General features: G+C 59.5%; 29 protein-coding genes and 1 riboswitch. Of the genes, 16 read left to right on the top strand and 13 right to left on the bottom strand.

Annotated elements, in window-relative coordinates:
* Window positions 1–157 precede the first annotated feature (157 nt).
* From H9X86_RS05925 to spo0A, 3 genes are all read left to right on the top strand, one after another.
* Window positions 158–385: a hypothetical protein gene (locus H9X86_RS05925; RefSeq protein WP_204900644.1), complete on the top strand. Its 228-nt coding sequence runs from the start codon at window positions 158–160 to the stop codon at window positions 383–385.
* Between the two features lie 150 nt (window positions 386–535).
* On the top strand, window positions 536–1,420 hold the full coding sequence (locus tag H9X86_RS05920) for a MerR family transcriptional regulator (protein WP_204900643.1): 885 nt from the start codon (window positions 536–538) through the stop codon (window positions 1,418–1,420).
* Between the two features lie 179 nt (window positions 1,421–1,599).
* Window positions 1,600–2,361 (top strand): sporulation transcription factor Spo0A, encoded by a 762-nt coding sequence (gene spo0A / locus H9X86_RS05915; RefSeq protein ID WP_204900642.1) that lies wholly within the window; start codon window positions 1,600–1,602, stop codon window positions 2,359–2,361.
* A gap of 278 nt (window positions 2,362–2,639) precedes the next feature.
* On the opposite strand, the gene H9X86_RS05910 is transcribed toward spo0A, so the two are convergent.
* Genes H9X86_RS05910 through H9X86_RS05900 form a run of 3 tightly spaced genes read right to left on the bottom strand, consistent with a single transcriptional unit; the run spans window position 2,640 to window position 5,183 of the window.
* Entirely contained in the window at window positions 2,640–3,098 is a 459-nt protein-coding gene (locus H9X86_RS05910; RefSeq protein ID WP_204900641.1) for an S-ribosylhomocysteine lyase, read from the bottom strand.
* A gap of 1 nt (window position 3,099) precedes the next feature.
* Window positions 3,100–3,765: a 5'-methylthioadenosine/S-adenosylhomocysteine nucleosidase gene (mtnN, locus tag H9X86_RS05905; RefSeq protein ID WP_204900640.1), complete on the bottom strand. Its 666-nt coding sequence runs from the start codon at window positions 3,763–3,765 to the stop codon at window positions 3,100–3,102.
* Between the two features lie 8 nt (window positions 3,766–3,773).
* Window positions 3,774–5,183, bottom strand: a complete 1,410-nt coding sequence (locus tag H9X86_RS05900) for a nicotinate phosphoribosyltransferase (protein WP_243416860.1) — start codon at window positions 5,181–5,183, stop codon at window positions 3,774–3,776.
* A gap of 192 nt (window positions 5,184–5,375) precedes the next feature.
* Between H9X86_RS05900 and H9X86_RS05895 the strand changes: the two genes are divergently transcribed.
* From H9X86_RS05895 to H9X86_RS05885, 3 genes are all read left to right on the top strand, one after another.
* A complete protein-coding gene (locus tag H9X86_RS05895; RefSeq protein WP_204900638.1) occupies window positions 5,376–6,224 on the top strand; it encodes a dipicolinate synthase subunit DpsA in 849 nt (282 codons plus the stop codon).
* A gap of 2 nt (window positions 6,225–6,226) precedes the next feature.
* On the top strand, window positions 6,227–6,808 hold the full coding sequence (locus H9X86_RS05890) for a dipicolinate synthase subunit B (RefSeq protein ID WP_204900637.1): 582 nt from the start codon (window positions 6,227–6,229) through the stop codon (window positions 6,806–6,808).
* A gap of 323 nt (window positions 6,809–7,131) precedes the next feature.
* Window positions 7,132–8,061, top strand: coding sequence for a magnesium transporter CorA family protein (locus H9X86_RS05885; RefSeq protein ID WP_204900636.1), 930 nt, complete (start codon window positions 7,132–7,134; stop codon window positions 8,059–8,061).
* 177 nt (window positions 8,062–8,238) lie between these two features.
* Here H9X86_RS05885 and H9X86_RS05880 read toward each other — a convergent pair whose 3' ends face one another.
* From H9X86_RS05880 to H9X86_RS05860, 5 genes are all read right to left on the bottom strand, one after another.
* Complete coding sequence (locus H9X86_RS05880) at window positions 8,239–9,144, bottom strand: helix-turn-helix transcriptional regulator (RefSeq protein ID WP_204900635.1); 906 nt, start codon at window positions 9,142–9,144, stop codon at window positions 8,239–8,241.
* 196 nt (window positions 9,145–9,340) lie between these two features.
* The gene (gene rplT, locus H9X86_RS05875; RefSeq protein WP_204900634.1) at window positions 9,341–9,697 is read right to left on the bottom strand and encodes a 50S ribosomal protein L20; all 357 of its coding nucleotides are present in this window, start codon (window positions 9,695–9,697) and stop codon (window positions 9,341–9,343) included.
* Between the two features lie 37 nt (window positions 9,698–9,734).
* Window positions 9,735–9,938 (bottom strand): 50S ribosomal protein L35, encoded by a 204-nt coding sequence (gene rpmI / locus H9X86_RS05870; protein ID WP_204900633.1) that lies wholly within the window; start codon window positions 9,936–9,938, stop codon window positions 9,735–9,737.
* A gap of 50 nt (window positions 9,939–9,988) precedes the next feature.
* Window positions 9,989–10,570: a translation initiation factor IF-3 gene (infC, locus tag H9X86_RS05865; protein ID WP_204900646.1), complete on the bottom strand. Its 582-nt coding sequence runs from the start codon at window positions 10,568–10,570 to the stop codon at window positions 9,989–9,991.
* Window positions 10,571–10,727: 157 nt separating this feature from the next.
* The gene (locus H9X86_RS05860; RefSeq protein ID WP_204900632.1) at window positions 10,728–11,261 is read right to left on the bottom strand and encodes an SLOG family protein; all 534 of its coding nucleotides are present in this window, start codon (window positions 11,259–11,261) and stop codon (window positions 10,728–10,730) included.
* A 130-nt stretch (window positions 11,262–11,391) separates the two neighbouring features.
* A riboswitch (FMN riboswitch) is annotated at window positions 11,392–11,520 on the top strand.
* A 77-nt stretch (window positions 11,521–11,597) separates the two neighbouring features.
* Here H9X86_RS05860 and H9X86_RS05855 point away from each other — a divergent pair.
* A complete protein-coding gene (locus tag H9X86_RS05855; protein WP_204900631.1) occupies window positions 11,598–12,320 on the top strand; it encodes an ECF transporter S component in 723 nt (240 codons plus the stop codon).
* A 722-nt stretch (window positions 12,321–13,042) separates the two neighbouring features.
* Here H9X86_RS05855 and larC read toward each other — a convergent pair.
* The 4 genes from larC to H9X86_RS05835 all read right to left on the bottom strand — a co-directional run bounded on the left by larC (window position 13,043) and on the right by H9X86_RS05835 (window position 16,619).
* Window positions 13,043–14,269 carry a nickel pincer cofactor biosynthesis protein LarC gene (larC, locus tag H9X86_RS05850; protein ID WP_204900630.1) on the bottom strand — a complete coding sequence of 409 codons (1,227 nt, stop codon included), beginning with the start codon at window positions 14,267–14,269 and terminating at the stop codon, window positions 13,043–13,045.
* On the bottom strand, window positions 14,266–15,027 hold the full coding sequence (gene larB / locus H9X86_RS05845) for a nickel pincer cofactor biosynthesis protein LarB (RefSeq protein WP_204900629.1): 762 nt from the start codon (window positions 15,025–15,027) through the stop codon (window positions 14,266–14,268). The genes larC and larB overlap by 4 nt, the downstream gene beginning before the upstream one ends.
* Window positions 15,017–15,784, bottom strand: coding sequence for an ATP-dependent sacrificial sulfur transferase LarE (larE, locus tag H9X86_RS05840; RefSeq protein ID WP_204900628.1), 768 nt, complete (start codon window positions 15,782–15,784; stop codon window positions 15,017–15,019). The genes larB and larE overlap by 11 nt, the downstream gene beginning before the upstream one ends.
* Before the next feature lie 145 nt (window positions 15,785–15,929).
* The gene (locus tag H9X86_RS05835; protein WP_204900627.1) at window positions 15,930–16,619 is read right to left on the bottom strand and encodes a 4Fe-4S binding protein; all 690 of its coding nucleotides are present in this window, start codon (window positions 16,617–16,619) and stop codon (window positions 15,930–15,932) included.
* Between the two features lie 163 nt (window positions 16,620–16,782).
* Between H9X86_RS05835 and H9X86_RS05830 the strand changes: the two genes are divergently transcribed.
* The gene (locus H9X86_RS05830; protein ID WP_430736094.1) at window positions 16,783–18,129 is read left to right on the top strand and encodes an MATE family efflux transporter; all 1,347 of its coding nucleotides are present in this window, start codon (window positions 16,783–16,785) and stop codon (window positions 18,127–18,129) included.
* A 389-nt stretch (window positions 18,130–18,518) separates the two neighbouring features.
* Here H9X86_RS05830 and H9X86_RS05825 read toward each other — a convergent pair whose 3' ends face one another.
* Complete coding sequence (locus tag H9X86_RS05825) at window positions 18,519–18,896, bottom strand: helix-turn-helix domain-containing protein (protein WP_204900625.1); 378 nt, start codon at window positions 18,894–18,896, stop codon at window positions 18,519–18,521.
* Window positions 18,897–19,062: 166 nt separating this feature from the next.
* Here H9X86_RS05825 and H9X86_RS05820 point away from each other — a divergent pair, with 166 nt between their 5' ends.
* From H9X86_RS05820 to H9X86_RS12730, 8 genes are all read left to right on the top strand, one after another.
* Complete coding sequence (locus H9X86_RS05820; RefSeq protein ID WP_204900624.1) at window positions 19,063–19,446, top strand: hypothetical protein; 384 nt, start codon at window positions 19,063–19,065, stop codon at window positions 19,444–19,446.
* Entirely contained in the window at window positions 19,443–19,667 is a 225-nt protein-coding gene (locus tag H9X86_RS05815; RefSeq protein ID WP_204900623.1) for a hypothetical protein, read from the top strand. The genes H9X86_RS05820 and H9X86_RS05815 overlap by 4 nt, the downstream gene beginning before the upstream one ends.
* Window positions 19,615–19,857 carry a hypothetical protein gene (locus H9X86_RS05810; protein ID WP_204900622.1) on the top strand — a complete coding sequence of 81 codons (243 nt, stop codon included), beginning with the start codon at window positions 19,615–19,617 and terminating at the stop codon, window positions 19,855–19,857. Before H9X86_RS05815 ends, H9X86_RS05810 begins: the two co-directional genes overlap by 53 nt.
* A complete protein-coding gene (locus H9X86_RS05805; protein WP_204900621.1) occupies window positions 19,844–20,119 on the top strand; it encodes a hypothetical protein in 276 nt (91 codons plus the stop codon). Before H9X86_RS05810 ends, H9X86_RS05805 begins: the two co-directional genes overlap by 14 nt.
* A gap of 93 nt (window positions 20,120–20,212) precedes the next feature.
* A complete protein-coding gene (locus H9X86_RS05800; RefSeq protein WP_204900620.1) occupies window positions 20,213–20,755 on the top strand; it encodes a terminase small subunit in 543 nt (180 codons plus the stop codon).
* Window positions 20,748–22,265 (top strand): PBSX family phage terminase large subunit, encoded by a 1,518-nt coding sequence (locus H9X86_RS05795; protein ID WP_204900619.1) that lies wholly within the window; start codon window positions 20,748–20,750, stop codon window positions 22,263–22,265. Before H9X86_RS05800 ends, H9X86_RS05795 begins: the two co-directional genes overlap by 8 nt.
* Window positions 22,266–22,276: 11 nt before the next feature.
* The gene (locus tag H9X86_RS05790) at window positions 22,277–24,343 is read left to right on the top strand and encodes a portal protein (protein WP_204900618.1); all 2,067 of its coding nucleotides are present in this window, start codon (window positions 22,277–22,279) and stop codon (window positions 24,341–24,343) included.
* On the top strand, window positions 24,340–24,474 hold the full coding sequence (locus H9X86_RS12730) for a hypothetical protein (RefSeq protein WP_275962222.1): 135 nt from the start codon (window positions 24,340–24,342) through the stop codon (window positions 24,472–24,474). Before H9X86_RS05790 ends, H9X86_RS12730 begins: the two co-directional genes overlap by 4 nt.
* Window positions 24,475–24,505: the final 31 nt, after the last annotated feature.

Here is a 24,505-nt window from a genome sequence, read left to right as displayed (position 1 = left end):
ACTAATCTTTCGCAAGTGGCAGACCGTACCAACGCCTTGAGGCGTGGCTAGTAACAAAGGGCTTTGCCCGCATATGAAGAACCCCCGGCTATGCCGGGGGGTTCCTATTTTCTGCCCATGTGGTAGAATGGGGAAAATTCTAAGAGGAGGCATATCCGTGAGAGAAGAAGAGACGAACATCCAGCCCCGGCGCAGTAGACAAGACCATACCAGCGTATTCCAACGCTATCATCTGGGCTGGGTGCTGCTGTCCATGGTGGTGGCGGCAATTTTGGTTCATCTGGCGGGTGGTGGCTGGGGCGCTACCATTATGCTGCCCCTGATCGTGGGGGCACTGATCTTCCGCTCCATGCTGGTGGCCGACTATCACAAGCGCAACAACTAAATGAGATGCACCAAGGGGCCAGGGACGCTGATGCGCATCTGGCCCCATGTGTATGGTGAGAAAAAAGAGAAGAATTTTTGCCAAAACCCTTGACCTTCCATCTGGTGCAGGGTTTATCCTGTGACCACAAGAGGAAAGGAGGCAGGATGTATGAACATCAAAGAGGCCCAGAAACGCACGGGGATCTCTGCCCGCAACATTAGATTTTATGAGCAGAAGGGGATGCTGCACCCCGCCCGTAACCGGGACAACGACTACCGAGACTATTCCCAGGAAGACATTGAGAGGCTCAAACTCATCCGGGCTTTGCGTATGGTGGATATGCCCCTAGAAGACATTCGAAATGTGCTGGGCGGGACAGCCACTCTGGGGCAGGCATTGGCTGTCCAGGAGGAGCAGCTGCACAAGAAAATCCAAAACGCCCAGACCGCCATCCGGTTTTGCCGCTGTCTGGGAGAACTGGGAGGTATGGCGGAGGTGGACACCATTCTGGAGGAGATGGATCGGCAGGAGAATCGTAAGCACCTCTTTTTCCAATGGCGGCAGGACTACAAGAAAATGTGCAAATTCCTCCACCGGGCAACCTTTACCTTTGTGCCCGACGGCCCCGTCACCAACGCCCGGGAGTTTACCCAAGCCCTGCTGGACTTCGCCCGGGAGAACGGGGTGGACCTGACCATGACCAAGGAGGGAATGTACCCGGAGTTTACCATGGATGGGGTGGAATACACCGCCCAGCGGCTGTACACCAACATGGGGCGGGTGCCTCTGGCCACTGTGCGCTGCACCGCCAAGCACCCGGAGCAGTTGGAGCCGGACCTGCCCGCCGGAAAGAAGCGGCTGATGAAGCTGCTGCACTTTGCCTGGATTCCTCTGGCCATGGTTTTGACGGCGGTGGCGCTGGTGGCCCGCAACGGAGGGGTGGAGTTCCTCACTACCCTGGACGGAGTGGTGATGGTCATTGCCTTTCCCCTGGTTGTGGGGGTCATGTTGTACCGCTCCACCCTCTTTTACTACAATAACAAGAACAAATAACGGTGTTTCAATCAAATTGTAGAAAATAAACCTGGGAGCGGGTTACAAATTTTGACAGTCGTGTCGAACGAAAGTGGAAACAATGGCTTGCCAGATCGGGCATCCTGTGGTATTTTAGAGGTACAGGAAAAAGATGGTAAAACTATACCGATTCCACTTGAGAAAGGATTGTCACACAGATGAGCGATGTGAAGAAGATCATCATTGCGGATGCCTCGGAGGAGTACCGTGGTATGTTGGCAGACGCCCTGGGGGAGCGTGAGGATATGGAGGTGGTGGCCCAGACCGGGGACGGGGAGGAGCTGCTGGAGCTGGTGGGCAGGCACCAGCCCCAGGGGGTCGTCATGGACCTGATGCTCACCGGCATGGATGGCCTGGAGGTGCTGGAGAAGCTGGGAGAGCCTCGGCCCCGGGTGGTAGTGCTCTCCGCCTTTTCCCACTCCGCTCTGGCCCAGCAGGTGAAGGAGCGGGGGGCGGACTACTGTATGCTCAAACCCTGCCGCCTGTCTGCGGTGGTGGAGCGCATGGCCCAGCTGTGCGGCCAGACCGAGGAGCGGGCCACCCAGCAGGAGGAGGAAGAGTGGGATTTAGAGCGGAAAATCACCTCCATCATCCATGAGATCGGGGTGCCCGCCCACATCAAGGGCTACCAGTATCTCCGGGTGGCCATCGCCATGGCGGTGGAGGATATGGGGATGATCAACGCCGTGACCAAGGTGCTCTATCCCGAGGTGGCCAAGCGGTTCGGCACCACCGCCAGCCGGGTGGAGCGGGCCATCCGCCACGCCATTGAGGTGGCCTGGGATCGGGGCGACCTGGAGGTGCTGCAGTGGTACTTTGGCTACACCGTGTCCAACACCAAGGGCAAGCCCACCAACAGCGAGTTCATCGCCATGATCGCTGACCGGATCTCCCTGCAAAAGGACAAGCGGGCAGGGTGAGCTGTGCCCCGGAGGGACGATGTTGGTGAAAATGAATAATGAAGAATGAATAATGAATAATTGAGGTGTGCCGCTTTGCGGCACGGATTTTGATTTGTTGGGCCGTAGGGGCGGCACAGGAAGGCTGGCAGGCCGGAACCTTGGGCGGTTAGACGGACAATCCCTCCGCCCCGGCTTGCGCCGGGCCACCTCCCTTTGCACAAGGGAGGCTTTTTAACCAAAACACAAAAAGAGCCGATGTAGACAGCAAAACCGTCTACATCGGCTCTTTTGCGTATTTAATAGGCCAGCTGCTCCACCGTCCAGCCTTTGATGACGTCGGCGTAGTAGCGGCACTGGGCTTTTGCCAAATCCACATCCAGGTTGATGTAGTTGCCGCACTCCACGGCAGACTTCCCCGGCATCTCCCCGGTGAACTCCGCCCCCGCCTCAAAGACGGACTGAATGAGGGCAATGCAGTCCTCCATGGTCAGCTGGGCATTGTCCAGCAGGGCGTAAAACCCGGTCTGACAGCCCATGGGGCCGAAGTAGATCACCCCGTCCTTCTGGGGGGAGTTGCGCAGCAGGGTGGCAATGATGTGCTCCACCGAGTGCATCTCGGCGTTGGTGAGCAAGTCCCCGGTGTTGGGGGTTTTGAAGCGCAGATCGAAGGTCACCACGTCCCCGTCCCGGCGGGATAGATACAGGCCCGGGCGCAGGGTGGTGTGATCCACCTGAAAGCTGGCGATTTTCTCCATGTTAAGACCTCCAAAGTAAGGCCCCAAGGGCCTGGTTCAGCTTGTCCACCACCTGGGGCACGTTTTGGGCGTATTCCTCCCCCTGGGTGGGGTGGAACAGGTGGTCGGACACGATTTTCAGAGAGTAGAAGGGCACCTGATTGCGCAGGCACACTTGAGCCACTGCCCCTGCCTCCATGTCACACACGGTGGCGGAGAAGTGATCCCGCAGCATGGCCGCCCGGGTGTAGTCCCGGCCGAACCAGTCCCCGGTGGCCACCACCCCGGTGCGGGGGGTGAAGCCCGCCTGGGTGAGCACATCCATATGCTCCTCCACCTGGGTGCAGGGCAGTTCAATGAGATTCAGGGCGGGAACCAGCCCCAACGGGTCGCCCACGGCGGAGGTGTCCATATCGTGCTGGACACAGTGGCGGGCCACCACCAGGGTGCCCACGGGGAAGTCGTGGAAGCACCCGGCCACCCCGGCATTCCACACCTCTGTGACTCCAAAGCGGTCAATCAAAGCCTGGGTGCCCATGGCGGCGTTGACCTTGCCCACCCCGCAGATGCACACCACGATGTCCGGGGCCAGGGTGTAGAAGTCCATGTCGGCCACGGTCTGCACGTCCCCGGAGGGGCGCAGCGGGCCCGCCACCTCCTTGTGCATGGCGTATACAATTCCTCGCATGGGCTACCTCACTGGTTGGCGGCGGACAGAAGCTGTGCCCGCACGTCCCACAGCTTCTGGGACAGATCCACATAGTAGTTGTGGGGGTTCTCAAACCGCTTGACTTCCTCCCACAGGCTGTCCACCTCCCGGGCGCAGTACACCCGGGTCTCCTGGATGGTGGGAGCCTGGTACACCAGCTGGCCGCCCTGGAAGATGGGCACCAGCAGGGGCCGGGCGGTGTAGTTGGAGATGGTCTTGCGCTTCCACACGGCCTCGGGGTCGAACAGCTCCAGAGGCTGGGTGAAGTCGGGGGTCTCGTCGTGGAGACAGATATAGTCGGCCAGGGCCTTGCCTGTCTCGATCTCGTACAGGCGGTACACCTTCTTAAAGTGGGGAATGGTCATCTTGGCGGGGTTCTCGCTGATTTTAATTTTGGGGATGATGACCCCGTCCTTGCCCTCGATGGCTGCCAGCTTATACACGCCGCCGAATACCGGCTCGCTCTTGGAGGTGATGAGCCGTTCGCCCACCCCGAAGCCGTCGATGGCGGCCCCCTGGGTCAGCAGGTCCCGGATGATATACTCGTCCAGAGAGTTGGAGGCGATGATTTTGATGCCGGGGAGGCCCGCCTCATCCAGCATCTTCCGGGCCTTCCGGGACAGATAGGTCAGGTCGCCGGAGTCGATGCGGATGCCGCCCTGGGTGATGCCCAGCTCCTGGAACACCCGGATGGCGTTGGGCACCCCGGACTTGAGCACGTTGTAGGTGTCCACCAACAGGGTGGCGGCATGGGGGTAAATTTCACAATAGGTCTTGAAGGCGGTGTACTCGTCGGGGAACATCTGCACCCAGGAGTGGGCCATGGTGCCGGTGGCAGGGGTGTCAAACATCTGGTCGGCCATGGCGCAGGCGGTACCGGAGGCCCCGGCAATGTAGCTGGCCCGGGCGCCCAGCAGAGCGCCGTCTGCACCCTGGGCACGCCGGGAGCCAAACTCCGCCACCGGGCGGCCCTGGGCTGCCCGGACGATACGGTTGGACTTGGTGGCGATGAGGGACTGGTGGTTCAGGGTCAGCAGCAGATAGGTCTCCACAAACTGGGCCTCGATGGCGGGCGCCCGCACGGTCAAAATAGGCTCCCGGGGGAAGATGGGGGTACCTTCGGGCACGGCCCAGATGTCCCCGGTGAAGCGGAATGTGCGCAAATAGTCCAAAAACTCGTCAGAGAAGGTGTTTTTGGAGCGGAGGTATGCAATATCCTCCTCGTCAAAGTGGAGATCCCGAATATAGGAGATCACCTGCTCCAATCCCGCAGCAATGGCAAAGCCGCCGCCGTCAGGAACGTTGCGGAAGAAGATGTCAAAGTAGCAGATCTGGTCTGTGACGCCGGTCTGGAAGTAGCCGTTTCCCATGGTCAGCTCGTAGAAGTCGGTGAGCATGGTATAGTTGATGTCGTGTTTCACAGGGTAGTCCCCCTTTTGAAGATATCTCATTTATTATAAGCTGTCTTGACACAAAATGCAATCGTTCCATGCAAGTTGCTGCCAGATGTCACCACCAGGGTCGGATGGAATACACTGGGTTGAGGGCGGTGTTGAGAGGTTTTCAGCCCCGGAGAGGAGCATGGATGGATGATGGAGCGCACACACTTCTGGGTGGTAGGTGGAGATCAGCGGCAGCGGAGATTGGCAAAGCTGCTCCGGGACGACGGCCACAGGGTACATACCTTTGGGCTGGAGGAGGAGCAGGATGGGCTGGAGGGGCTTTCCCAGGCCCGCTGCGTCATTCTCCCCCTGCCGGCGGAGAAGCCGGAAGGGGAGATCTACACGCCCTTGTGGACGGGGAGGTTGGAGGTGGAGCAGGTGCTGGAGGGGATGGCGCCGGGCCAGCTGCTGTGCGGCGGGCTGCTCAGCCCCCACCTGGTGGAACAGGCCGGGCAGCGGGGCATCCCCGCTGTGGACTACTATGCCCGGGAAGAGCTGACGTTACTCAACGCCATTCCCACCGCTGAAGGGGCCATCCAGCTGGCCATGGAGCGTATGCCCACCACCATCCACAACGCCCGCATCTGGATTTTGGGGTTTGGACGGGTGGGGCAGGCCCTGGCCCTGCGCTTACAGGCCCTGGGGGCCCAGGTGTGCATTCTGGCCCGCAGCCCCGCCCAGCGGGCCTTGGCTGCCAGCCTGGGACTGGAGGCGGAGCCCATCCGGGGCATGAGGGAGTGGCTGCACTGTCCCCATCTGGTGGTGAACACCGTGCCCGCACCCCTGCTGGGGGTGGAGGAGCTGTCCGCCCTGCGGGAAGGCGCCTGGGTGCTGGATCTGGCCTCGGAGCCGGGGGGCGTGGATGAAAAGGCCGCCCAGGCCCTGGGGGTGGAGGTGGTTTGGGCCCGGGGTCTGCCTGGCAAGGTGGCCCCCCACACGGCGGCGGAGTACCTCAAAGACACCGTCTATCACATTATGGAAGAATTGGGAGTGTAACGATGGAAGCAAAAAACATTGGGGTTGCCTTTTGCGGCTCCTTTTGCACCATGGCCCGGGCTCTGGACACCCTGGAGCAGCTGGCGGCAAGATACACCCAGATCTGGCCCATTGTCTCTGAGACGGTGGCCAATACAGATACCCGTTTTGGCAACAGCCACGACTTTATGCGGGAGATGGAGCGCATCTGCGGCAGGCGGGTCATTGGCAGCGTGGCAGACGCTGAGCCCATTGGGCCCAGAAAGCTGCTGGATGCTCTGGTCATCTGCCCCTGCACTGGAAACACCCTGGCCAAACTGGCCCACGGCATTACCGACGGGGCGGTGACCATGGCCGCCAAGGCCCATCTGCGCAACGGCAGACCCCTGGTGATCGCCCTGGCCACCAACGACGGCCTGGCCGCCTCCGCCCCCAATGTGGGCACTATGCTGGAGCGCAAAGGGGTGTACTTTGTCCCCTTCCGACAGGATGACTGCTACGAAAAGCCCACCTCTCTGGTGGCAGACTACTCCCTCACCGGGGATACCCTGGCCCTGGCTCTGGAGGGAAAACAGTATCAGCCCCTGCTGTTGGGGGCAAACTGACAAAAAACAGCTCCCGGTGGCGAGATTTTTAGGCTTGCAAACCACCGGGGGCTGTCATATAATGATGTGTGGCTGGACAAAACGTGGACTGGCCCGGAATATTTTTCCGTGTTACTGAAAGGATGTGACATACGCCGTGGCAGGTGACCCATTAAGTCGAAGTTGGAACAAATATGTGCGGCGTATGCGTTGAGACGGTGTCTCCACATCCGTGTTCAACCTTTTGCGCCCACCGTTGTGTGACCTTGCACGACAGATTTTGAGCGCAAGTGGCAGAGGGATTGGTATGCCCTGACACCGCTTGGGAAAGGTGTGAACAAAACATGATCAGCATTCACAAGACCATTGACGGGAAGATGACCAAGCTGGACACTGTAGAGGACGGCTGCTGGATCAACCTCATTTACCCCAGCGAGGACGAGCTGAAGACTGTGTCCGTGACCCTGGGCGTGGAGCTGCCCTTTTTGAAGGCTGCATTGGACGAGGAGGAGACCTCCCGTATCGACAGCGAGGATGGCCAGACCCTTATTATTGTAGACACCCCTGCCATGGAGCGGGATGAGACCGGTGTGGTGTATTCCACCCTGCCTATGGGCATCATTGTCACCGACAAGCACATTGTCACCGTGTGTCTGAAAGAGACCTCGGTGATGCGGGACTTGCAGGACGGGCTGGTGAAGGACGTGCGCACCCAGCAGCGCACCCGGTTTATCCTCAATATTCTGCTGCTGGTGGCCAAGCGCTACCTGCAATACCTGAAACAGATTGACAAGACCTACAACTACATGGAGCGGCAGCTGTACAAGTCCCAGCGGAACAAGGAGCTCATTCAGCTGCTGGACTTGGAGAAGTCTCTGGTCTACTTCAATACCTCTTTGAAGGCCAACGAGGTGACCTTGGAGAAGATTCTCCGGGGCCGCATTGTCACCCTCTACGAGGAGGATCACGACCTGCTGGAGGACGTGCTCATTGAGGTGCGTCAGGCCATTGAGATGGCTCAGATCTACTCCTCCATCATTTCTGGCATGATGGATGCCTTTGCCTCAGTGATCTCCAACAACCTGAACGTCATTATGAAGGTGCTCACCTCTATCACCATTCTCATGACGGTGCCCAACATCATTTTCGGCTACTTCGGCATGAACATCACCGGCGGGTTGCCCCTGGACCAGTTCTGGTGGATGCCTTTGCTGATGAGTGTGGCCATCATCATTGTGCTGGCCATCTTCCTGAAGAAGAAGGACTTGTTCTAAAAGAAAAATCCCTGGAAAACTCTCGCTTTCCAGGGATTTTTGTAATGAATAATGATAAATGAAGAATGAATAATTATGGTGTGCCACTTTGCGGCACGGATTTTGATAGAAAGCAAATGCAGGTCCTGAAAGGCGGGGAAGCCATCAGGACCTGCATTCTTCATTTTTCATTCTTCGTTATTCATTGGACGCATAGGCCTCCCGCAGGCGTTCACTGGCCTGCACCATCTGCCGCTGAAGGCTGGCGGGGGAGAGCACCTCCACACCGCCCCCGAAAGACAGCAGGTAGCTGGCCAGCCAGCCCCCGTCGGGGAACACCGTGGACACCAGCAGAGAGCCGTCAGGCTGAGGGGTGATACAGTGGCGGTCGAACTCGTCGTACACCCGGTGGGCCAGATTGGGGGCAAAGCGCAGCTCCACCTCTACCCGGAACAGGGGCGGGATCTCCCCGGACAGCTCCGGCTCAGGGGGATTCATCAGCCGATGGAAGGGCTGGTCGGTGATGGTCAAGTCCAAAAGACGGGTGAGGCGGAAGGTGCGGTAGCACTCCTGGAAGGGACAGTAGGCCTGGAGATACCAGCCCTGGCCCTGAAAGACCAGGCGCACCGGCTGCACCAGGTAGGGCATCTGCTCCCCCTGGGAGCTGGCGTAGGTAAACTGCACCGCCCGGCGCTGCAAAATGGCTTCCCGCAGCAGCTTGAAGTCGGCGGTGTCCCCTGCGGCAGTGCCCCAGTGGGTGAGGTAGACTTGCAGCCAGTCCTCCTCCGGGCGGTGGAACAGGGCGGAGAGCTTGGCCAGAGTGGCCTCCCGCTGGGCGTCCTCATCGTCGTCCAGGGCTGCCAGCAGCTGCTGCTGTTCTCCAGGGGTGAAGAGAGTGGGGTCGGGGGCGCACCCAGACATCAGGGTGATGCCGCCATTTTTCCCCGGGGCCGTGCACACCGGCACTCCCGCAGCCGACAGAGCATCAATTTCCCGGTAGACGGTACTCACCGACACCTGGAGCAGCTGGGCAAGCTGAGGGGCGGTGATGCGGTCGTGCTCCAGCAGCAGGGAGAGGATTTGAATGAGTCGATTGGCGGACATCTTTGGCACCTCCTAGGGTGTTTTCAGTATACCAGAACAGTTATACCATGTAAAGGAAAACGCCAAATCCAGGCGGAAACTGGCTAAAATAAATAGCCTCGCAGGGTGCAAATCGATCCCTGGAAAGGAACCTCCTTTCCAGGGACAAAAAGCGCCCGATTCCAGCGGAACCGGGCGTTTTTCAATTCAACTGAAATTAGGCCAGCTTGCTCTTGGCCAGCTCGGTGAGCTGCACGAAAGCAGCCTTGTCGTTGACAGCCAGCTCAGCGAGCATCTTGCGGTTGATCTCCACGCCAGCCAGCTTCAGGCCGTGCATGAAGGTGGAGTAGTTCATGCCGTTCATCTTGCAGGCGGCATTGATGCGGGCGATCCACAGCTGACGGAAGTCACGCTTCTTCAGCTTGCGGCCGGTGTAGGCGTACTGCAGGGACTTCATCACCTGCTCGTTGGCCATCTTGAAGTGCTTGCTCTTGGCACCCCAGTAGCCCTTGGCCAGCTTCAGGATCTTATTTCTTCTCTTACGGGTCATCATTGCGCCCTTAACTCTTGCCATTGTCGTTCAGCCTCCTATATGTGAGTGTATCCGTAAATTATTTGTAGGGGATCAAGCGCTTGACAGTGGCCTCATTGGTCACGTCAGCATAGGCGCCCTTGCGGAGGCCTCTCTTGAGCTTGGTGGTCTTGCCGTGGCCGTTGAGCAGGTGACGGCGCTTGGCACAGGCACGCTTAACACGGCCGCTCTTGGTCAGCGAAAAGCGCTTCTTAGCGCCGCTGTGGGTCTTGATCTTAGGCATGGTGGTTATCTCCTTTACTCTTTAGTTGGGGCAACGGGTGCCCTGAGAATTTACTTGTTGGTCTTGCTGCTTTTGGCGGAGAGGAAAATGCTCATATGCCGACCCTCCAGCTTGGGCTCCTTGTCCAGGTTGGCCAGCTCGGCACACTGCTGAGCAAAGTCCATGAGAAGATTCTTGCCGATGTCGGTGTGAGCCATCTCACGGCCACGGAATCGCACAGTGACCTTCACACGGTTGCCGTCAGCCAGGAACTTCTGGGCGTTACGCAGCTTGGTGTTGAAATCACCGATGTCGATGCCAGGGGACATGCGCACTTCCTTGATCTCGACGACGTGCTGGTTCTTCTTGGCCTCCTTCTCCCGCTTGGCCTGCTCGAACTTGAACTTGCCATAGTCCATGAGCTTGCACACAGGGGGAACGGCGTTGGGAGAGATTTTGACCAGATCCAAACCTGCCTCGTCGGCATGGCGCTGGGCCTGGGCAGCGGACATCACACCCAGCTGGTCGCCGTCGGCGCCAATCAGGCGTACCTCGCGGTCACGGATCTCCTCATTGATCTGATGGGTTGGGTTAGCTATGGCAAAGCACCTCCTGAGAAACAAAAAATGTGAGTGCAGCAATAGCACCCACATCCACAACAAAAAACGCAAATCTACACCAGACTGCGTGTTTTACCATGTTGACCTCTTTGCCCTGGGCTGGAGGTGAGGACGGCGGTGCCATTCCTACTTTCTTTTGCCCGAGTATTATATCAAGCGATACTGCTGGTGTCAAGAACTTTTTTGAAAATTACGGGGACAGATGGGTGGGAGGGGTTGCGGGGTGGTTTAGGTCAAAGAGATAAATGTCAAGCCGTCGCTCCATGGCATAGTTTAGGGTGTATTGGGTGCCGCCCCGGGTGCCGTTGAACACCGCCAGAAGGGCGGAGGACTGGTCCACCATGTATCGATCCCGGCGCAGCATACAGTGGCGGTCGTAGTGCTCTTGCACCAAGGTGGTCTTGTCACAGGCCTCCACCAGCCGGTGCCAGCGCATCCGATCCGCTTCGTTCCACTTGCTGGCCTGACCCAGACAGGGCAGCGCCCCCTCCAGCGTCACATCGCTGTGGGCCTCCCGCAGTGCCAGTACCCCCTCGGCAAAGTAAAAGTCCGCTCCCCGGGCCATGCCGCAGATGAAGTGGCGATAGCCCCGCTGATACACCGCCTCCAGCTGAGCTTGCAGGCTCTTTTTCAGCGCCACACAGTGGGGGTGGCCCTCCTGTTCCCCCCAGGGCAGCTTTTCCGGGCGGTGCCCGGTGAAACAGCAGGTTTGAAGTGGATTCATGGTGCACTCCTCCAATAGCACGTTTGTTCTATTTTACATGAGGAGAAGGGCTGCGTCAATGTTCTGGAGGAAAAAACATCTTGCAATTTTTATCCCCCGTGCTATAATGACGGGCAGAGACAAGTGAATACCATGTCTTCAGGGCGGGGTGAAATTCCCCACTGGCGGTATAGTCCGCGACCCGCAGAGCGTTGGCTCTGTGGCTGACTCGGTGAAACTCCGGGACCAACGGTGATAGTCCGGATGGAAGAGGATGTGCAAGGGCTCCAAGTGGGTTGTTGCGCCTGAACGGCATTGGCGTTTTGGCGTCTCAATATCATTTGGAGGTTTTTTATTATGTGGAACAACCTGACGGCACTGTGGAATACGGTGCAGGACAACGTGGGCTATGTGCTGGTGTGCCTGGCGGTATTTGCCGCTCTATTTGTGGTTGCAGTGCTGGTGGAACGGGTGTGGCTGAAGCTGCCCCGCCAGAGTGCAGCACGGCGGGCCGCTTACATCGGCATTTTTGCCGCCATGGGTGGGCTGCTGATGTACTTTGAATTTCCCCTGCCCTTTGCACCCAGCTTCTATGAGATCGACTTGAGCGAGGTGCCCGTACTCATCTGCTCCTTCTCCCTGGGCCCTGTGGCCGGCGTGGTGTGTGAGCTGGCCAAGATCATCCTCAAGCTGCTGCTCAAAGGTACCACCACCGCCTTTGTGGGCGACTTTGCCAACTTCGTGGTGGGCTGCTCCTTCATCCTTCCCGCCACCATCATCTATCACCGCTGTAAGACCAAGAAGGGTGCCCTGGTGGGTATGGTCACTGGAACCGTGGTGATGAGCGTCTTCGGCAGCTTCTTCAACGCCGTCTATCTCCTGCCCGCCTTCTCCGCCCTCTACGGCCTGCCCCTGGAGCAGCTGGTGGCCATGGGCACTTCCGTCAACGGCATGATCAACAGCGTGTCTACTCTGGTGCTCTTTGCCGTGGTGCCCTTCAACATTGTCAAAGGCGCCATCGTTTCCCTGCTCACCACCCTGCTCTATAAGCGGGTGGAGCGGCTGCTGCGGATGCGCTGACATCGATATGGAGAGCAACGAGACGAAAGTTTCGCTGCTCTCCTTTTTTCGCACCGAATAGAGAGATGGGAGCGGCTTTTTGAGCCGCTCCCAAGTTTTTATGTGTCTTTTCCAGTCCCCGTGCTCCGATTAGGAACACACTTCTTTGCTCTTCGCTGGAGTAGCCTTGCCAGTCTGGCGGGGACGCTACCCGCTGGGGGTTCCTTTTGTTCGGGCAAAAGGAACCAAAACCCGCTTAGGGCGTTCCCCCCTAAGTACCCCCCTTGGGGTACGGGACCGGATGTGCGTCAAGCCCGTTTTCGGCCCGTCACCTTTACGGTGGCGCCTATAGTGCCACTACACCAGGCCACCATGGCAGCTGGCCCTATGGCTGGGCGGTTCCCCCGTCCGGGCCTACTCTGGTGGTGCGGTGTAGCCACCGCCGGGAGCCAGTCCACCGGCAGCTGGGAACAGCTGCTCGCCAGAGGAAGGCCCTGGCGGTAGAAGTCACATCTACCAGAGAAGAAAGCAGTTCCTTTAGAGTTGCCAGGCCATCTATGTGACCCCACCGGTCCAAGGGCCAGAAAGAGAAGGACGCAGGAGCAGCCAGTACCAGCAGGGTGGATTCCACAAGGCGGGGGAAGGACCCGCCTTTGGCGATTCTTTCCCCCATTTCTCATCGTGGAGAAATGGGGCCCAGCGGAGCGCGTCTCCCCTGCCAGTGAAGAGGGAAGGGGCATGGGTTAGTCCCTGTGGAATATCTGTTTCAGGGTGATCTTGTGCGTCCGGGCGATGCGGGCCATGTCCTCGTATTCCGGTTTGGAGCGGCTGACCCCATAGCCCTGGGCCTTCTTCACCCGTACGGGGCCATAGGAGGTGTCCCGGGTGGTGATGGTATAGTCCAGCACATGCTTTTCACACACACGGACCCGCAGGCCGGTGGTGGAGGTCTGGGCAAACACCTGGCCAATCATGGCATCCTTCTGATCCGGACTGCACAGCACCGCCAGCTGCCAGCCCGGACGGCCCTTTTTCATGCACCCGGGGAGGGTGTACACGTCCAGCGCTCCCTCCTCCAGCAGCCGCTGGCAGGCAAAGGAGAGAGATTCCGGGGTCATGTCGTCCAGGTTGCACACCAGCTCCAAAATCTCGCCGCTCTGCTCCTGGGTGTGGCCCCACATGGCCCGGACACAGTTGGCGGCGGGAAATTCCTTTTTCCCCATGCCGTACCCGGTTTTCTCCAGCACCATGGGGGGCATGGGGCCAAAATGAGTGGCAAAGGTGGTCAGCAGCGCCGCCCCAGTGGGGGTACACAATTCCCCATGGATGTCCCCACCGTAGCAGGGCACCCCCTCCAGCAGGTGGGAGGTGGCAGGGGCGGGGACGGGGACAATGCCATGGGCGCAGCGCACCATGCCGCTGCCCACATGGACCGGGGAGACCACTACCTGATGGGGGTTGAGAAGATAGAGGGCATAGCAGGCCGCCGCCACATCTGCCACGGCATCCAGCGCCCCCACCTCATGGAAGTGTACCAGGTCTACCGGCTGTCCGTGGGCCTTGGACTCCGCCTGGGCCAGACGGTGGTATACCCCTCGGGCCTGTTCCAGCACCGGGGCGGGGAGATTCAGGTGGGAGATGAGATGTTCCACGTCATGGAGGGAGGTGTGGTGATGATGGTGCTGGTGGCTGTGCTCATGCTCATGGTGATGGTGCTCGTGGTCGTGGTCATGATGGTGGTCATGGTGGTGATCCACGCTCTCTTCCCGCTCCCCGTGGACCACCACATCCATATGGGTGCCGGTGATGCCGCAGGACTGGGCGGGGAGGGGGTGAAACTCCACCCCAGGCAGCCCCATATGGTTCAGGTCGTGGAGAAATTGCTCCGGATCGGGCAGCAGTTCATAGAGGGCGGCGGTGAGCATATCTCCAGCAGCGCCCATGTTGCATTGCAAATATAAGGTATTCATTGCGGCAGACCCTCCATTTGGTTGATGCGGCTGGCCAGGAACCCGGCCCCAAAGCCGTTGTCGATGTTCACCACGCTGCACCCCGAGGCGCAGGAGTTGAGCATGGCCAGCAGGGCAGACAGGCCACCGAAGTTGGCCCCATACCCCACGCTGGTGGGCACGGCGATGACGGGGCAGTCCACCAGACCACCCACCACCGAGGCCAAAGCCCCTTCCATGCCGGCCACGGCGATGACCACCCGGGCCTGCATCAGCACATCCAGGGAGGACAGCAGCCGGTGCAGCCCTGCCACCCCCACGTCGTAGAGCCGGGTGACCCGGTTGCCCAGCACCTCGGCGGTGAGGGCGGCTTCCTCCGCCACCGGCATATCGCTGGTGCCCCCGGTGGCCACCACGATGGAGCCCACCTGGGGGTGGGGCTTGGGGCTCACCACCCCGATGCGGGGGACAGGGTAATAGTCCATGGGCAGCTCCTGGGCCACCAGCGCGGCTTTTTCCTCATCCAGGCGGGTGACCAAAATGTTGTGGCTGCCGTTTTCCATCATGGCAGCGGCAATGCCCGCAATCTGCTGGGGGGTCTTTCCCGCCCCGTAGATCACCTCTGAGGCCCCCTGGCGCAGGGGGCGGTGGGTGTCCACCCGGGCATATCCCAAATTTTCAAAGGGGGAGCGTTTCAGCTCCAGCATGGCCTGTTCCGGAGTGACGGAGCCATCCGCCACCTCCCGCAGCAGGGAGAGCACATCCTGTTTATTGTCCATGAAGATCCTCCTTCTGCCGGGGCTGCAAGTCCAGCACCGTGTGGGAAAAGTAGGGGGAGAGGGCGTCCAGCAAGGTCTGGCGCTGGGCCACAGCCTGGGCCATCTGCGCTTCTGGCAGCTGGATGACACCGGTGTCGCCCCGCAGCCGGATGCGAAAATCAGTGTAGCCCAGGGAGAACAGGGCGTCCTCCCCAGCCTCCACCCGGGCCAAATCCTCCGCCACAATGGGGGTACCCGTGGGAATCCGGGTGGCAAGACAGGCGTAGGCGGGTTTGTCCCAGGTGAAAAGCCCCGCCTCACGGCTCAAGGTGCGCACTTGGGCCTTGGTGATGCCGCATTCCCGAAGGGGAGAGCGCACCTCCAGCTCACCCAGGGCCTTCATCCCCGGACGGTCGTTTGCGTCGTCCGAGGCGTTGGTGCCGTCCAGCAGCAGGGAGAAGCCGTCCGCCTGGGCCCGCTGGCGCAGGGCGGAAAAGAGGGCCTTTTTGCAGTGATAGCACCGATTTTTGGGGTTGGCGGCCACCTGTGGACAAGACAGCACGTCCAGCTCCACCACTGTTAAGGGCACACCCAGCTCTTGGGCCAGACGCTGAGCATCCCTGCGTTCCCAGGCGGGTTGGAAGGGAGTGGAGATATAGTAGGGCCGCACGTCCGCCCCCCAGGTGCGCCCGGCCCAGAGAAGATAGGCGGAGTCGGTGCCTCCGGAGAAGGCCAGGGCGGCCTTGGGGTGCTGTTGAAAAAATTCCTGTAATGTCATGGTGCACTCCTAAAAGGAAAAAGGTACGCCTTTGGGGCGTACCTTTTTGAACTCAAATCATGGCTCCGGATGGAGCCGGGTCGGTTACACAAAGACCCGCTATGTGAATGGTACAGGAAAGGGATGGAGAAGTCAAGCCCCCGATTTAGGCCAAAATCCGCCCGTCGGTGGAGATGGTCACCACCTGCCAGGGGATGAACTTGCCGCTGTCCTTCAGGGCCTGGGTGGCGGCGTGCTGGATGCCGCCGCAGCAGGGCACCTCCATGCGCACCACGGTGAGGGCGGTGATGTCATTTTCCCGGAGAATGGCGGTGAGCTTTTCGGTGTAGTCCACCATGTCCAGCTTGGGACAGCCGATGAGGGTCACCTTGCCCCGGATGAAGTCCTGATGGAAGCCCGCATAGGCGTAGGCGGTGCAGTCGGCGGCAATGAGCAAGTGCGCACCCTGGAAGTAGGGGGCGCTGACCGGGGCCAGCTTGATCTGCACCGGCCACTGGCGCAGCTGGGAGAGGGAAGGGGCGGGGGCGGCAGTCTCCGCCTGGGGCGAGAGGGCCCGGGCCATGCTGCCCGGACAGGCACAAGGGGAAGGGGCAGCCTTGGCGGCCATGTTGGCCTTGACCGCAGCCTCGTCGTAGGGGGCGGCCTCCCGCTCCACAAAGGTAATGGCCCCGGTGGGGCAGGTGGGCAGGCAGTCCCCCAGCCCGTCACAGTAGTCGTCCCGAATGAGCTGGGCCTTGCCGTCTACCATGGCGATGGCCCCCTCGTGGCAGGCCTTAGCGCAGGCCCCACAGCCGTTGCACTTATTCTGGTCAATTTCAATGATGCGTCGAATCATGGAAGTGTCCTCCTCATGTGGTGATTTTGATGACATTCTATCAGAGTGGAGGGTTGTTGTCTGTTGTAGTTCCAACAAAAGCGCAGATTCTGCCTGTGAAGTCTTGCCATAGAAAGAGAGGGGGTATATACTGAGTGAACATGAATTGAGATAGAGAAAGGAAATGAAAATGTCACGTACCACTCAGCCCATGACCCAAGGGGCCATTTGGAAACGAATTACCTACTTTGCCCTGCCCATTTTGCTGGGCAACTTGTTCCAACAGCTGTACAACACCGCCGACTCCCTGATCGTGGGAAATTTCCTGGGTAAAAATGCCCTGGCTGCGGTAAGTTCCACCGGCAGCCTTATTTTTATGCTCATTGGATTTTTGAGCGGCATCTCCATCGGCGCCGGTGTGGTCATTGCCCGCTACTACGGCGGCAATAAGGAGGAGGAGCTGCACATTGCTGTGCACACCACCGTGGCCTTCGGCCTGGTGGCGGGTGTGATGATGACGGCAGTGGGCGTGGGCCTCTCCCCCCAGATCCTGCGGTGGATGGACACCCCTGACAACGTGATGTACAACTCTCAGCTGTATTTGAGCATCTACTTCATGGGCTCCCTGGGCTCGGTGATGTATAACATCTGCGTGGGCATTCTCCAGGCCGTGGGTGACAGCCGCCACCCTCTGTACTACCTGATCATCTCCTCGGTGGTCAATGTGGTATTGGATCTGTTTTTCATTGCAGGGCTGGACATGGGGGTGGACGGGGCAGCTCTGGCCACCATCATCGCCCAGTATATCAGTGCCGTCTTGTGTATGTGGCAGCTGCTGCGGGTCAAGGAGAACTACCGGGTGGAGCTGCGGTGTATCCGTTTCAACTGGGATATGCTCAAGCGTGTGGTGCGCTTCGGCCTGCCCTCCGGCGTGCAGAACTCCATCATCGCCATTGCCAACGTGGTGGTACAGTCCAACATCAACCATTTTGGCGACGCCGCCATGGCCGGCGTGGGCGCCTACTCTAAAATTGAGGGCTTTGGCTTCCTCCCCATCACCAGCTTTACCATGGCCATGACCACCTTTGTGGGTCAGAATCTGGGCGCCAACGACATCGACCGGGCCAAACGAGGGGCCAGATTTGGCACCTTGGTGTCGGTGCTCATGGCAGAGCTCATCGGTGTGGCGGTATTTGCCCTGGCCCCCTACCTCATCGCCGCCTTTGACACCTCCCCTGATGTGATCCTCTACGGGGTGGAGAAGTCCAGAACCTCCGGTTTGTTCTACTTCCTGCTGGCCTTCTCCCATGCCATGGCCTCCATCCTGCGAGGTGCCGGCAAGGCCATGGTGCCCATGTTTATCATGATGGTGTGCTGGTGCATCATCCGGGTGGCCTTCCTGGCCATTGCAGTGCCCCTGACCGGGGATATTCAGATGGTCTACTGGGTCTATCCCCTCACCTGGGCCCTCAGCTCCATCACCTTCCTGTGGTATTACCGCCGCATGGATTGGAGCAGAACATTGGCTTAAATTGGTAATTTGTGAAAGGACGGCAACTTTTGCCGTCCTTTCGACATGTTTCGACTTCTTTCGATGAATTTATATGTTATCATACAAAAGTCCCAAAGAACGGACAATTTTAGGCAAGTTTTGACAGCTACCCTCTTGCAACAGAACAAATGTTCGATTATAATAAAACCATGACATCGCACACCATTGGGATGGGGGCCCCATCCCCAGCGCAGGGAGGAAGGAACATGGAACGTAAATGGATCACAGCGGCAATCGTAGAGTTGTTGAATCGAGCCGACGAGGCCCAGCTACGTGCCATTTTCCAATTTATTTCCCATTATTTAAGGCGATAAATGGGGAAAATCCCCGGTCATCCAAGTGATTTGCTTGGATGACCGGGGATTTTTTTATTCTTCGGGGGTGACCAGCTCCCTGGCCAGTCGCTCCAGCACCGCCCAGTCCTCATCGCTGAGCCGGGACAGAGCAGAGATGAGCCGGGTGCGGAAGCTGCTTTCCTTTGCCACATCGCCCAGAAAGCCCAACAGATCGTCGCTTTCCACCGGAAGCGAGGGAGATTGCAGCATCTCGCCCTCTCCAGTGCGCAGCCAGGCCTCATTGACATGGAATACCTGGCAAATGGACATCAGGGTGCGGTCACTGGGAACGGTTTTTTCAATTTCATAGGTGGCAATGGTGTTTTGCTTTAACCCCAGTTGGTCGGCAAAGGCCTGCTGGGTCAATGAATAGGTCTTGCGCACCTGGCGGATGCGTTGTCCAACACTCATACTAATCCTCCATTTCTCCAAAAGACACGGGGGGTATTCCAACACATTTTAACATGGACTTCCCAGAAGTACAAGAAGAAAGATTGACCAAATCAATAAAATCCTCTTGACAAATATCGGTGACCGATATATTATTATCGAGAAATCAATAAAAGGGAGGGCGAATATGGAAACAGTTGTTGAATCACTGTGCACCTGTCTGCCCCGGCTGGGACGGAAGGAGCGGGCCTATCTTCTGGGCTATGCCCAGGGATTGGCCGGGAGACACCAGAGAGAAGAAAGGGAGGAGAGAGACATGGAACGAGAAGAGATGGTCTATCACGGGGGCAAGCGCACCCAGCAGGCCAGGGTAAACATTGAACTGCACAAGGAGGAGGGGACAGATTGCTTCTGTCAGGTCATCGAGGCCTCATCCACCGCGGCGGCTATGGATGCGCTGGAGGCCCTCATTCGGGGGTATGAGGTGTGGCTGGGGGTGCCGGCCCACCACGTGCTGGCGGTATTGGCCACGGTGATGACCGTGCCGGGGGGAGGGAAGATGGAGCAGTGAGTGAGAAGCTTTATCAATATCGGGTGGAGTACCCGGGGCGCAAGGCGGTGACAGTGCGGGCGGTCAACCGCCTGGGGGCTGTGGAACAGGCGGCCAAAGTCTGGGAGGTGCCCTGGGTGGCCATTGCCTGGCAGTGCCGGGCAGTGCGGGAGAAGGAGGTGAGGTCCCGTGGCAGGGTTCACCGACCAGGAACTGGCGGAGATGGCGCAGGCAGACGCTGAAATTGAGCGGGAATTTGAGGAGCTGTGGCAGGAGCCGCCGCCCCGGATGTCCAATTTGGTGTGTGTGTCCCAGCTGGCCCGGCAGCATCACACCACCTACGGAAAATTTGTAGCCAGCCACAGCCAGGAGCAGATTCAAGCCCTGGTGGATGAGATGAGAGAAGGAGGACAAGCGCATGTTTCGCTATAAACCCAGCATCCCGCTGCCCTATGAGCGACAGGGATATATCTACTTCAAGTCTTTGACCTATCCGGAGATGACCGCTGCACAGCAAGCACGCATTCGCAGCCTGTGTGAGCGTACAGCGGGCACCCTGAGCCAGGCCCTGCTGGAATACGTCACCACCGGGGACAGTGTCAAGTCCGTGTGCCAGAGACACTATATTGCCTCGCCCACCAGCATCTACCGGGCGTTGAAACGATATTATGTGCACTTCCCCATGGATTTATAGGAGAAATGTGTACTTGCAGGCGGGATTGTGTAATCACGGCCGGGGCGGGGCTGATACCATAAATACAAGAGACAAGGAAAAGGAGGCGGGAACGTGGCTGCCAGACAGCGACAAACCAGTACATCCAAGGCCCTGATGCGGGAGGTGCAGCAGTACCTGGACTCCATCAGCCGCACCGTGGAAGTCACCGAGCAGGTGCCCACCGGGGAGGTGGACGAGAAAGGTCACCCCATCTATGAGCGCCGTGTGGTGTACAACGACCGGGGAGAGATCATCCACACCCGGGAGTATTTGATTCCACCCACCATCACCGGCATCTGCCTGCATTTGGGCATCACACCGGGGAAGTGGAAACAGTGGTGTGACCATCAGGCCCACCCGGAACTGGAGGAGGCCACCGAGTGGGTGGAGGGCATTTTGCGGGCGTGGAGCGAGGAGCAGCTGCTCACCCGGAAGGATGTGCGAGGGGTGGTGTTCCACCTGCAAAACAACTACGGCTATGCCCAGAAAGTGGAGGTGGAGGCAGGGCCCCAGACCCGGCAGGTTCAGGCCCTGTCCACCCAGGAGAAGCTGGCCCTGCTCCAGGAGCTGTGGGAAGGAGGGGGGCAGGTGACCCTGCCCGACCACCATGGTTGAGGACAAGCTGGATCAGGCCCTGGAGGTCACTCAGTGGTACAAGGGCCTGAAGGAGACCAACAATGAGACCTTTATGCCCCTGTTTTTCGATCAGCATCGGTTCCTGGTGCTGAAAGGGGGCGGCGGCAGCGGCAAGAGCATTTTTGCCGGGCGAAAGGTGCTGGAGCGGGTGACCAGTGAGCCGGGGCACCGATGGCTGGTGTGCCGCAAGGTGGCCCGCACCCTGCGGGAGAGCTGCTGGGCCCAGCTGGTGGGCCAAATTGGGGACTTTTACCCCGACGCCGGGGCGAAAACCAACAAGTCCGCCATGACCATCACCTTCCAAAACGGCAGCGTCATCCTCTTTGCAGGGCTGGACGACGTGGAGAAGCTGAAATCCATCTTCAACATCACCGGCATCTGGATCGAGGAGGCTTCGGAACTGGAGGAGGGGGACTTCAACCAGCTGGACATCCGTCTGCGCACCGACTTCAACCAGTATTTGCAGATGATTTTGACCTTCAACCCCATCAGCATCACCCACTGGCTGAAAAAGCGATTCTTTGACCGGAAAGACCCCCGGGCCACGGTGCATGAGAGCACTTACAAGGACAATCGTTTCCTCACCCCTGAGGCGGTGGCCACCCTGGAGAGCTTCAAGGAGACCGACGAGTACTACTACATGGTCTATTGCCTGGGCCAGTGGGGTGTCACGGGCAAGACGGTATTCAACGGGAAAGCCGTGGGAGAACGGCTGCAACACATTCCACAGCCGGAGCAGGAGGGGCTGTTTGAGTACGACCTGGCCGACGACGGCATCCACCTGACCAACATCCACTGGGTGGAGGAGAAGGGCGGGCCGGTGAAGATTTATGCCAAGCCCCAGCAGGGCCGCCCCTATGTCATCGGCGGGGACACCGCCGGGGACGGCTCCGACTGGTTTGTGGCTCAGGTGCTGGACAATATCACCGGGGTGCAGGTGTGCACCCTGCGCCACCGCTATGACGAGGACACCTACACCCGGCAGCTGTACTGCCTGGGACTGCATTACAACCGTGCTCTGGTGGCCCCCGAATGCAACTTCTCCACCTACCCGGTGAAGCTGCTGGGGCTGATGGGCTATCCCAAGCTGTATGTGCGGGAGGTGGAGGACTCCTTTGACGGGCAGATCCACCACGCCTACGGCTTCCGCACCGACCGACTCACCCGCCCGGTGATTTTGGCCGAGCTGGTGCGGGTGATGCGGGACCACTTGGGCGGGGTCAACGACCGGGCCACCCTGGAGGAAATGCTCACCTTTGTGCGCAACGACCAGATGAGACCGGAGGCGGAGCCGGGGGCCCACGACGACTGCATCATGGCCCTGGCCATCGCCCACTATGTGCGCCCCCAGCAGTCCATGCGTCTGGAATGTCCCCAGCCCGGCGGCACCGTCCGGTGGAGCCCCGATATGTGGGAGGACTGGAACCGGGCCAGTGCAGAGGAGCGGGAGATGCTGCTGGGGCTGTGGGGCAGGCCCAGTGAGAGATAAGGAGGATGAATATGAAGGGAAAACGCCAAGCAAAGGCGGAGAAAAAGCTGAAGCTGTGGCAGCAACGGCTCTGCGACAGCAACGCCGCCTATTCCGCCGAATATGCCCGCATGGATCAGCGGGAGCGCATCTACAACGGAGATGACCAGCTGCGCCCCCTGGTACCCGGAGACACGAGAAGGGACGGCGGCCCCCGCAAGACCAGCCATGTCCGCAACATTGTCTTTGAAAACGTGGAGACCCAGGTCTCCAGCGCCATTCCCCAGCCTAAGGTGATCCCTCGCCGTCAGGAGGATGAGAAGCTGGCGGAAATCCTGGAGCACTTTTTGCGCAACGAGCTGGAGCGGCTGCCCTTTGCCCAGCTCAATGACCTGGCAGAGCGCACCGTGCCCATTCAGGGGGGCGTGGCCTTCCTGGTGGAATGGGACAACCGGGAGCGCACCCACGACACCGTGGGCACTCAGGTGGTGCGCATGCTCCACCCCAAGCAGCTGGCCCCCCAGCCCGGGGTATTCACCTCCATCCAGGACATGGACTGGGTGATCGTGAAGATCCCCACCACCCGGGACGCTATCTTCCGGGAATACGGCATCTGGGTGGAGGAGGACGGAGAGTCCGAGCCAGAGGTGCGGGGGGTGGACGGGGTAAGCCCCGCCCAGGATGCCCTGACCCGCTATGTGGGCTATGAGAAAAATGCCCAGGGCGGAGTCAACCGCTACTGCTGGGTCAACGACACCCCCTTGGAGGATCTGGAGGACTACCAGGCCCGGCGTCAGCCGGTGTGTAAGCAGTGCGGGCGGGTGCGCCCCCTGCCCGGACAGCTCATCCAGCAGTCCACGCCCCCCACGCAGTCCGGGCTGGAGGAGCAGCTGCGGGCTGAGGTGGCAGGTCAGCGGCTGGCTCACACCCTGGCCCAGGAGGCCATGGCGGGGGGCGGGGGTCTGGATGGTCTGCCGGTGCAGGCAGATCCCCACGATGCGCCCCGGGAATACCAGGGGGGCCCCTGTCCCTGGTGTGGTTGTGAGGAGTTTGAAGACCAGGTGCAGGAGTATGAGCAGGTACTTCTGCCCATGGTCACCGGCAAGGGACTGGAGATTCCAGGCGCTACCCCGGATCTGGACGAGGCTGGCAACCCGGTACTGCGGCCCACCCTCATCCCCTTCTTCAAGCCAGGGGTGTTCCCCATCGTGTTGCAGCGCAGCGTGTCGGTATACGGCCAGCTGCTGGGCAACTCCGATGTGGATATGATCGCAGACCAGCAAAATACCATCAACCGCCTGGAGCAGAAAATCATTGATCGGCTCATCAAAGCGGGCACCCGCATCACCCTGCCCGACAACGCCTCCCTCCGGGTGGACAGCCAGGACGGGGAGCGGTGGTACATCGGCTCGGCGGCGGATAAGGCCATGATCGGTGTGTACGACTTCAAGGGCGATTTGGAGTATGAGCTTTTGTACCTGTCCAACGTCTACGAGGAGGCCCGGCAGATCCTGGGCATCACCGACTCCTTCCAGGGCCGCTCTGACTCCACCGCCACCAGCGGCAAGGCCAAGGAGTTTTCCGCCGCCCAGGCCGCCGGACGGCTGGAGAGCAAGCGGGTGATGAAAAACAAAGCCTATGCCGACCTGTTCCGTATGATGTTTGAGTTCTGGCTGGCCTATGGGGACGAGCCACGGCCTGTGACCTACAAGGACTCCCGAGGCCACACCCGGTATCAGCAGTTTAACCGCTACGACTTTTTGGAGCGGGACGAGGACGGCCAGTACTACTGGAACGACCAGTTCCTGTTCTCCGTGGACACCACCGACACCCTGGCCAATAACCGGGAGGCCATGTGGCAGGAGACCCGCCAGAATCTTCAGACCGGAGCGTTTGGCGACCCCGCCGCCACCGAGACACTGATCCTGTTCTGGACCAAGATGGAAGAACTTCACTATCCCGGGGCAGGGGCCACCAAACAGGCACTGGAACAGCGTGCCCAGCGGGAGGCCCAGGCCCAAATGGGACAAACCAACATATTGACGCAAGGCGACAGCGGGAACATGCCAAACCAAAGCGGAGGGGAGGGATTGAGATGAAGGAGCAGAAAGGGTACATCGGCCGCATTCAGAACACCGGCACCCAGGTGGTGAAGGCACCCCACCAGATCACTGCCACCAAGACCGGCACGGTACACACCGGCGGTGACCTGAGACAGGGCAAGAAGTAAGACCCAAAACCAAAAATACGCAGGGACAGCG

Source organism: Pseudoflavonifractor capillosus, assembly GCF_016902575.1.
GTDB lineage: Bacteria > Bacillota > Clostridia > Oscillospirales > Oscillospiraceae > Enterenecus > Enterenecus capillosus_A.
Note: the sequence above shows the minus strand (reverse complement) of the source record. Positions and strands in the feature narration are given on the sequence as shown.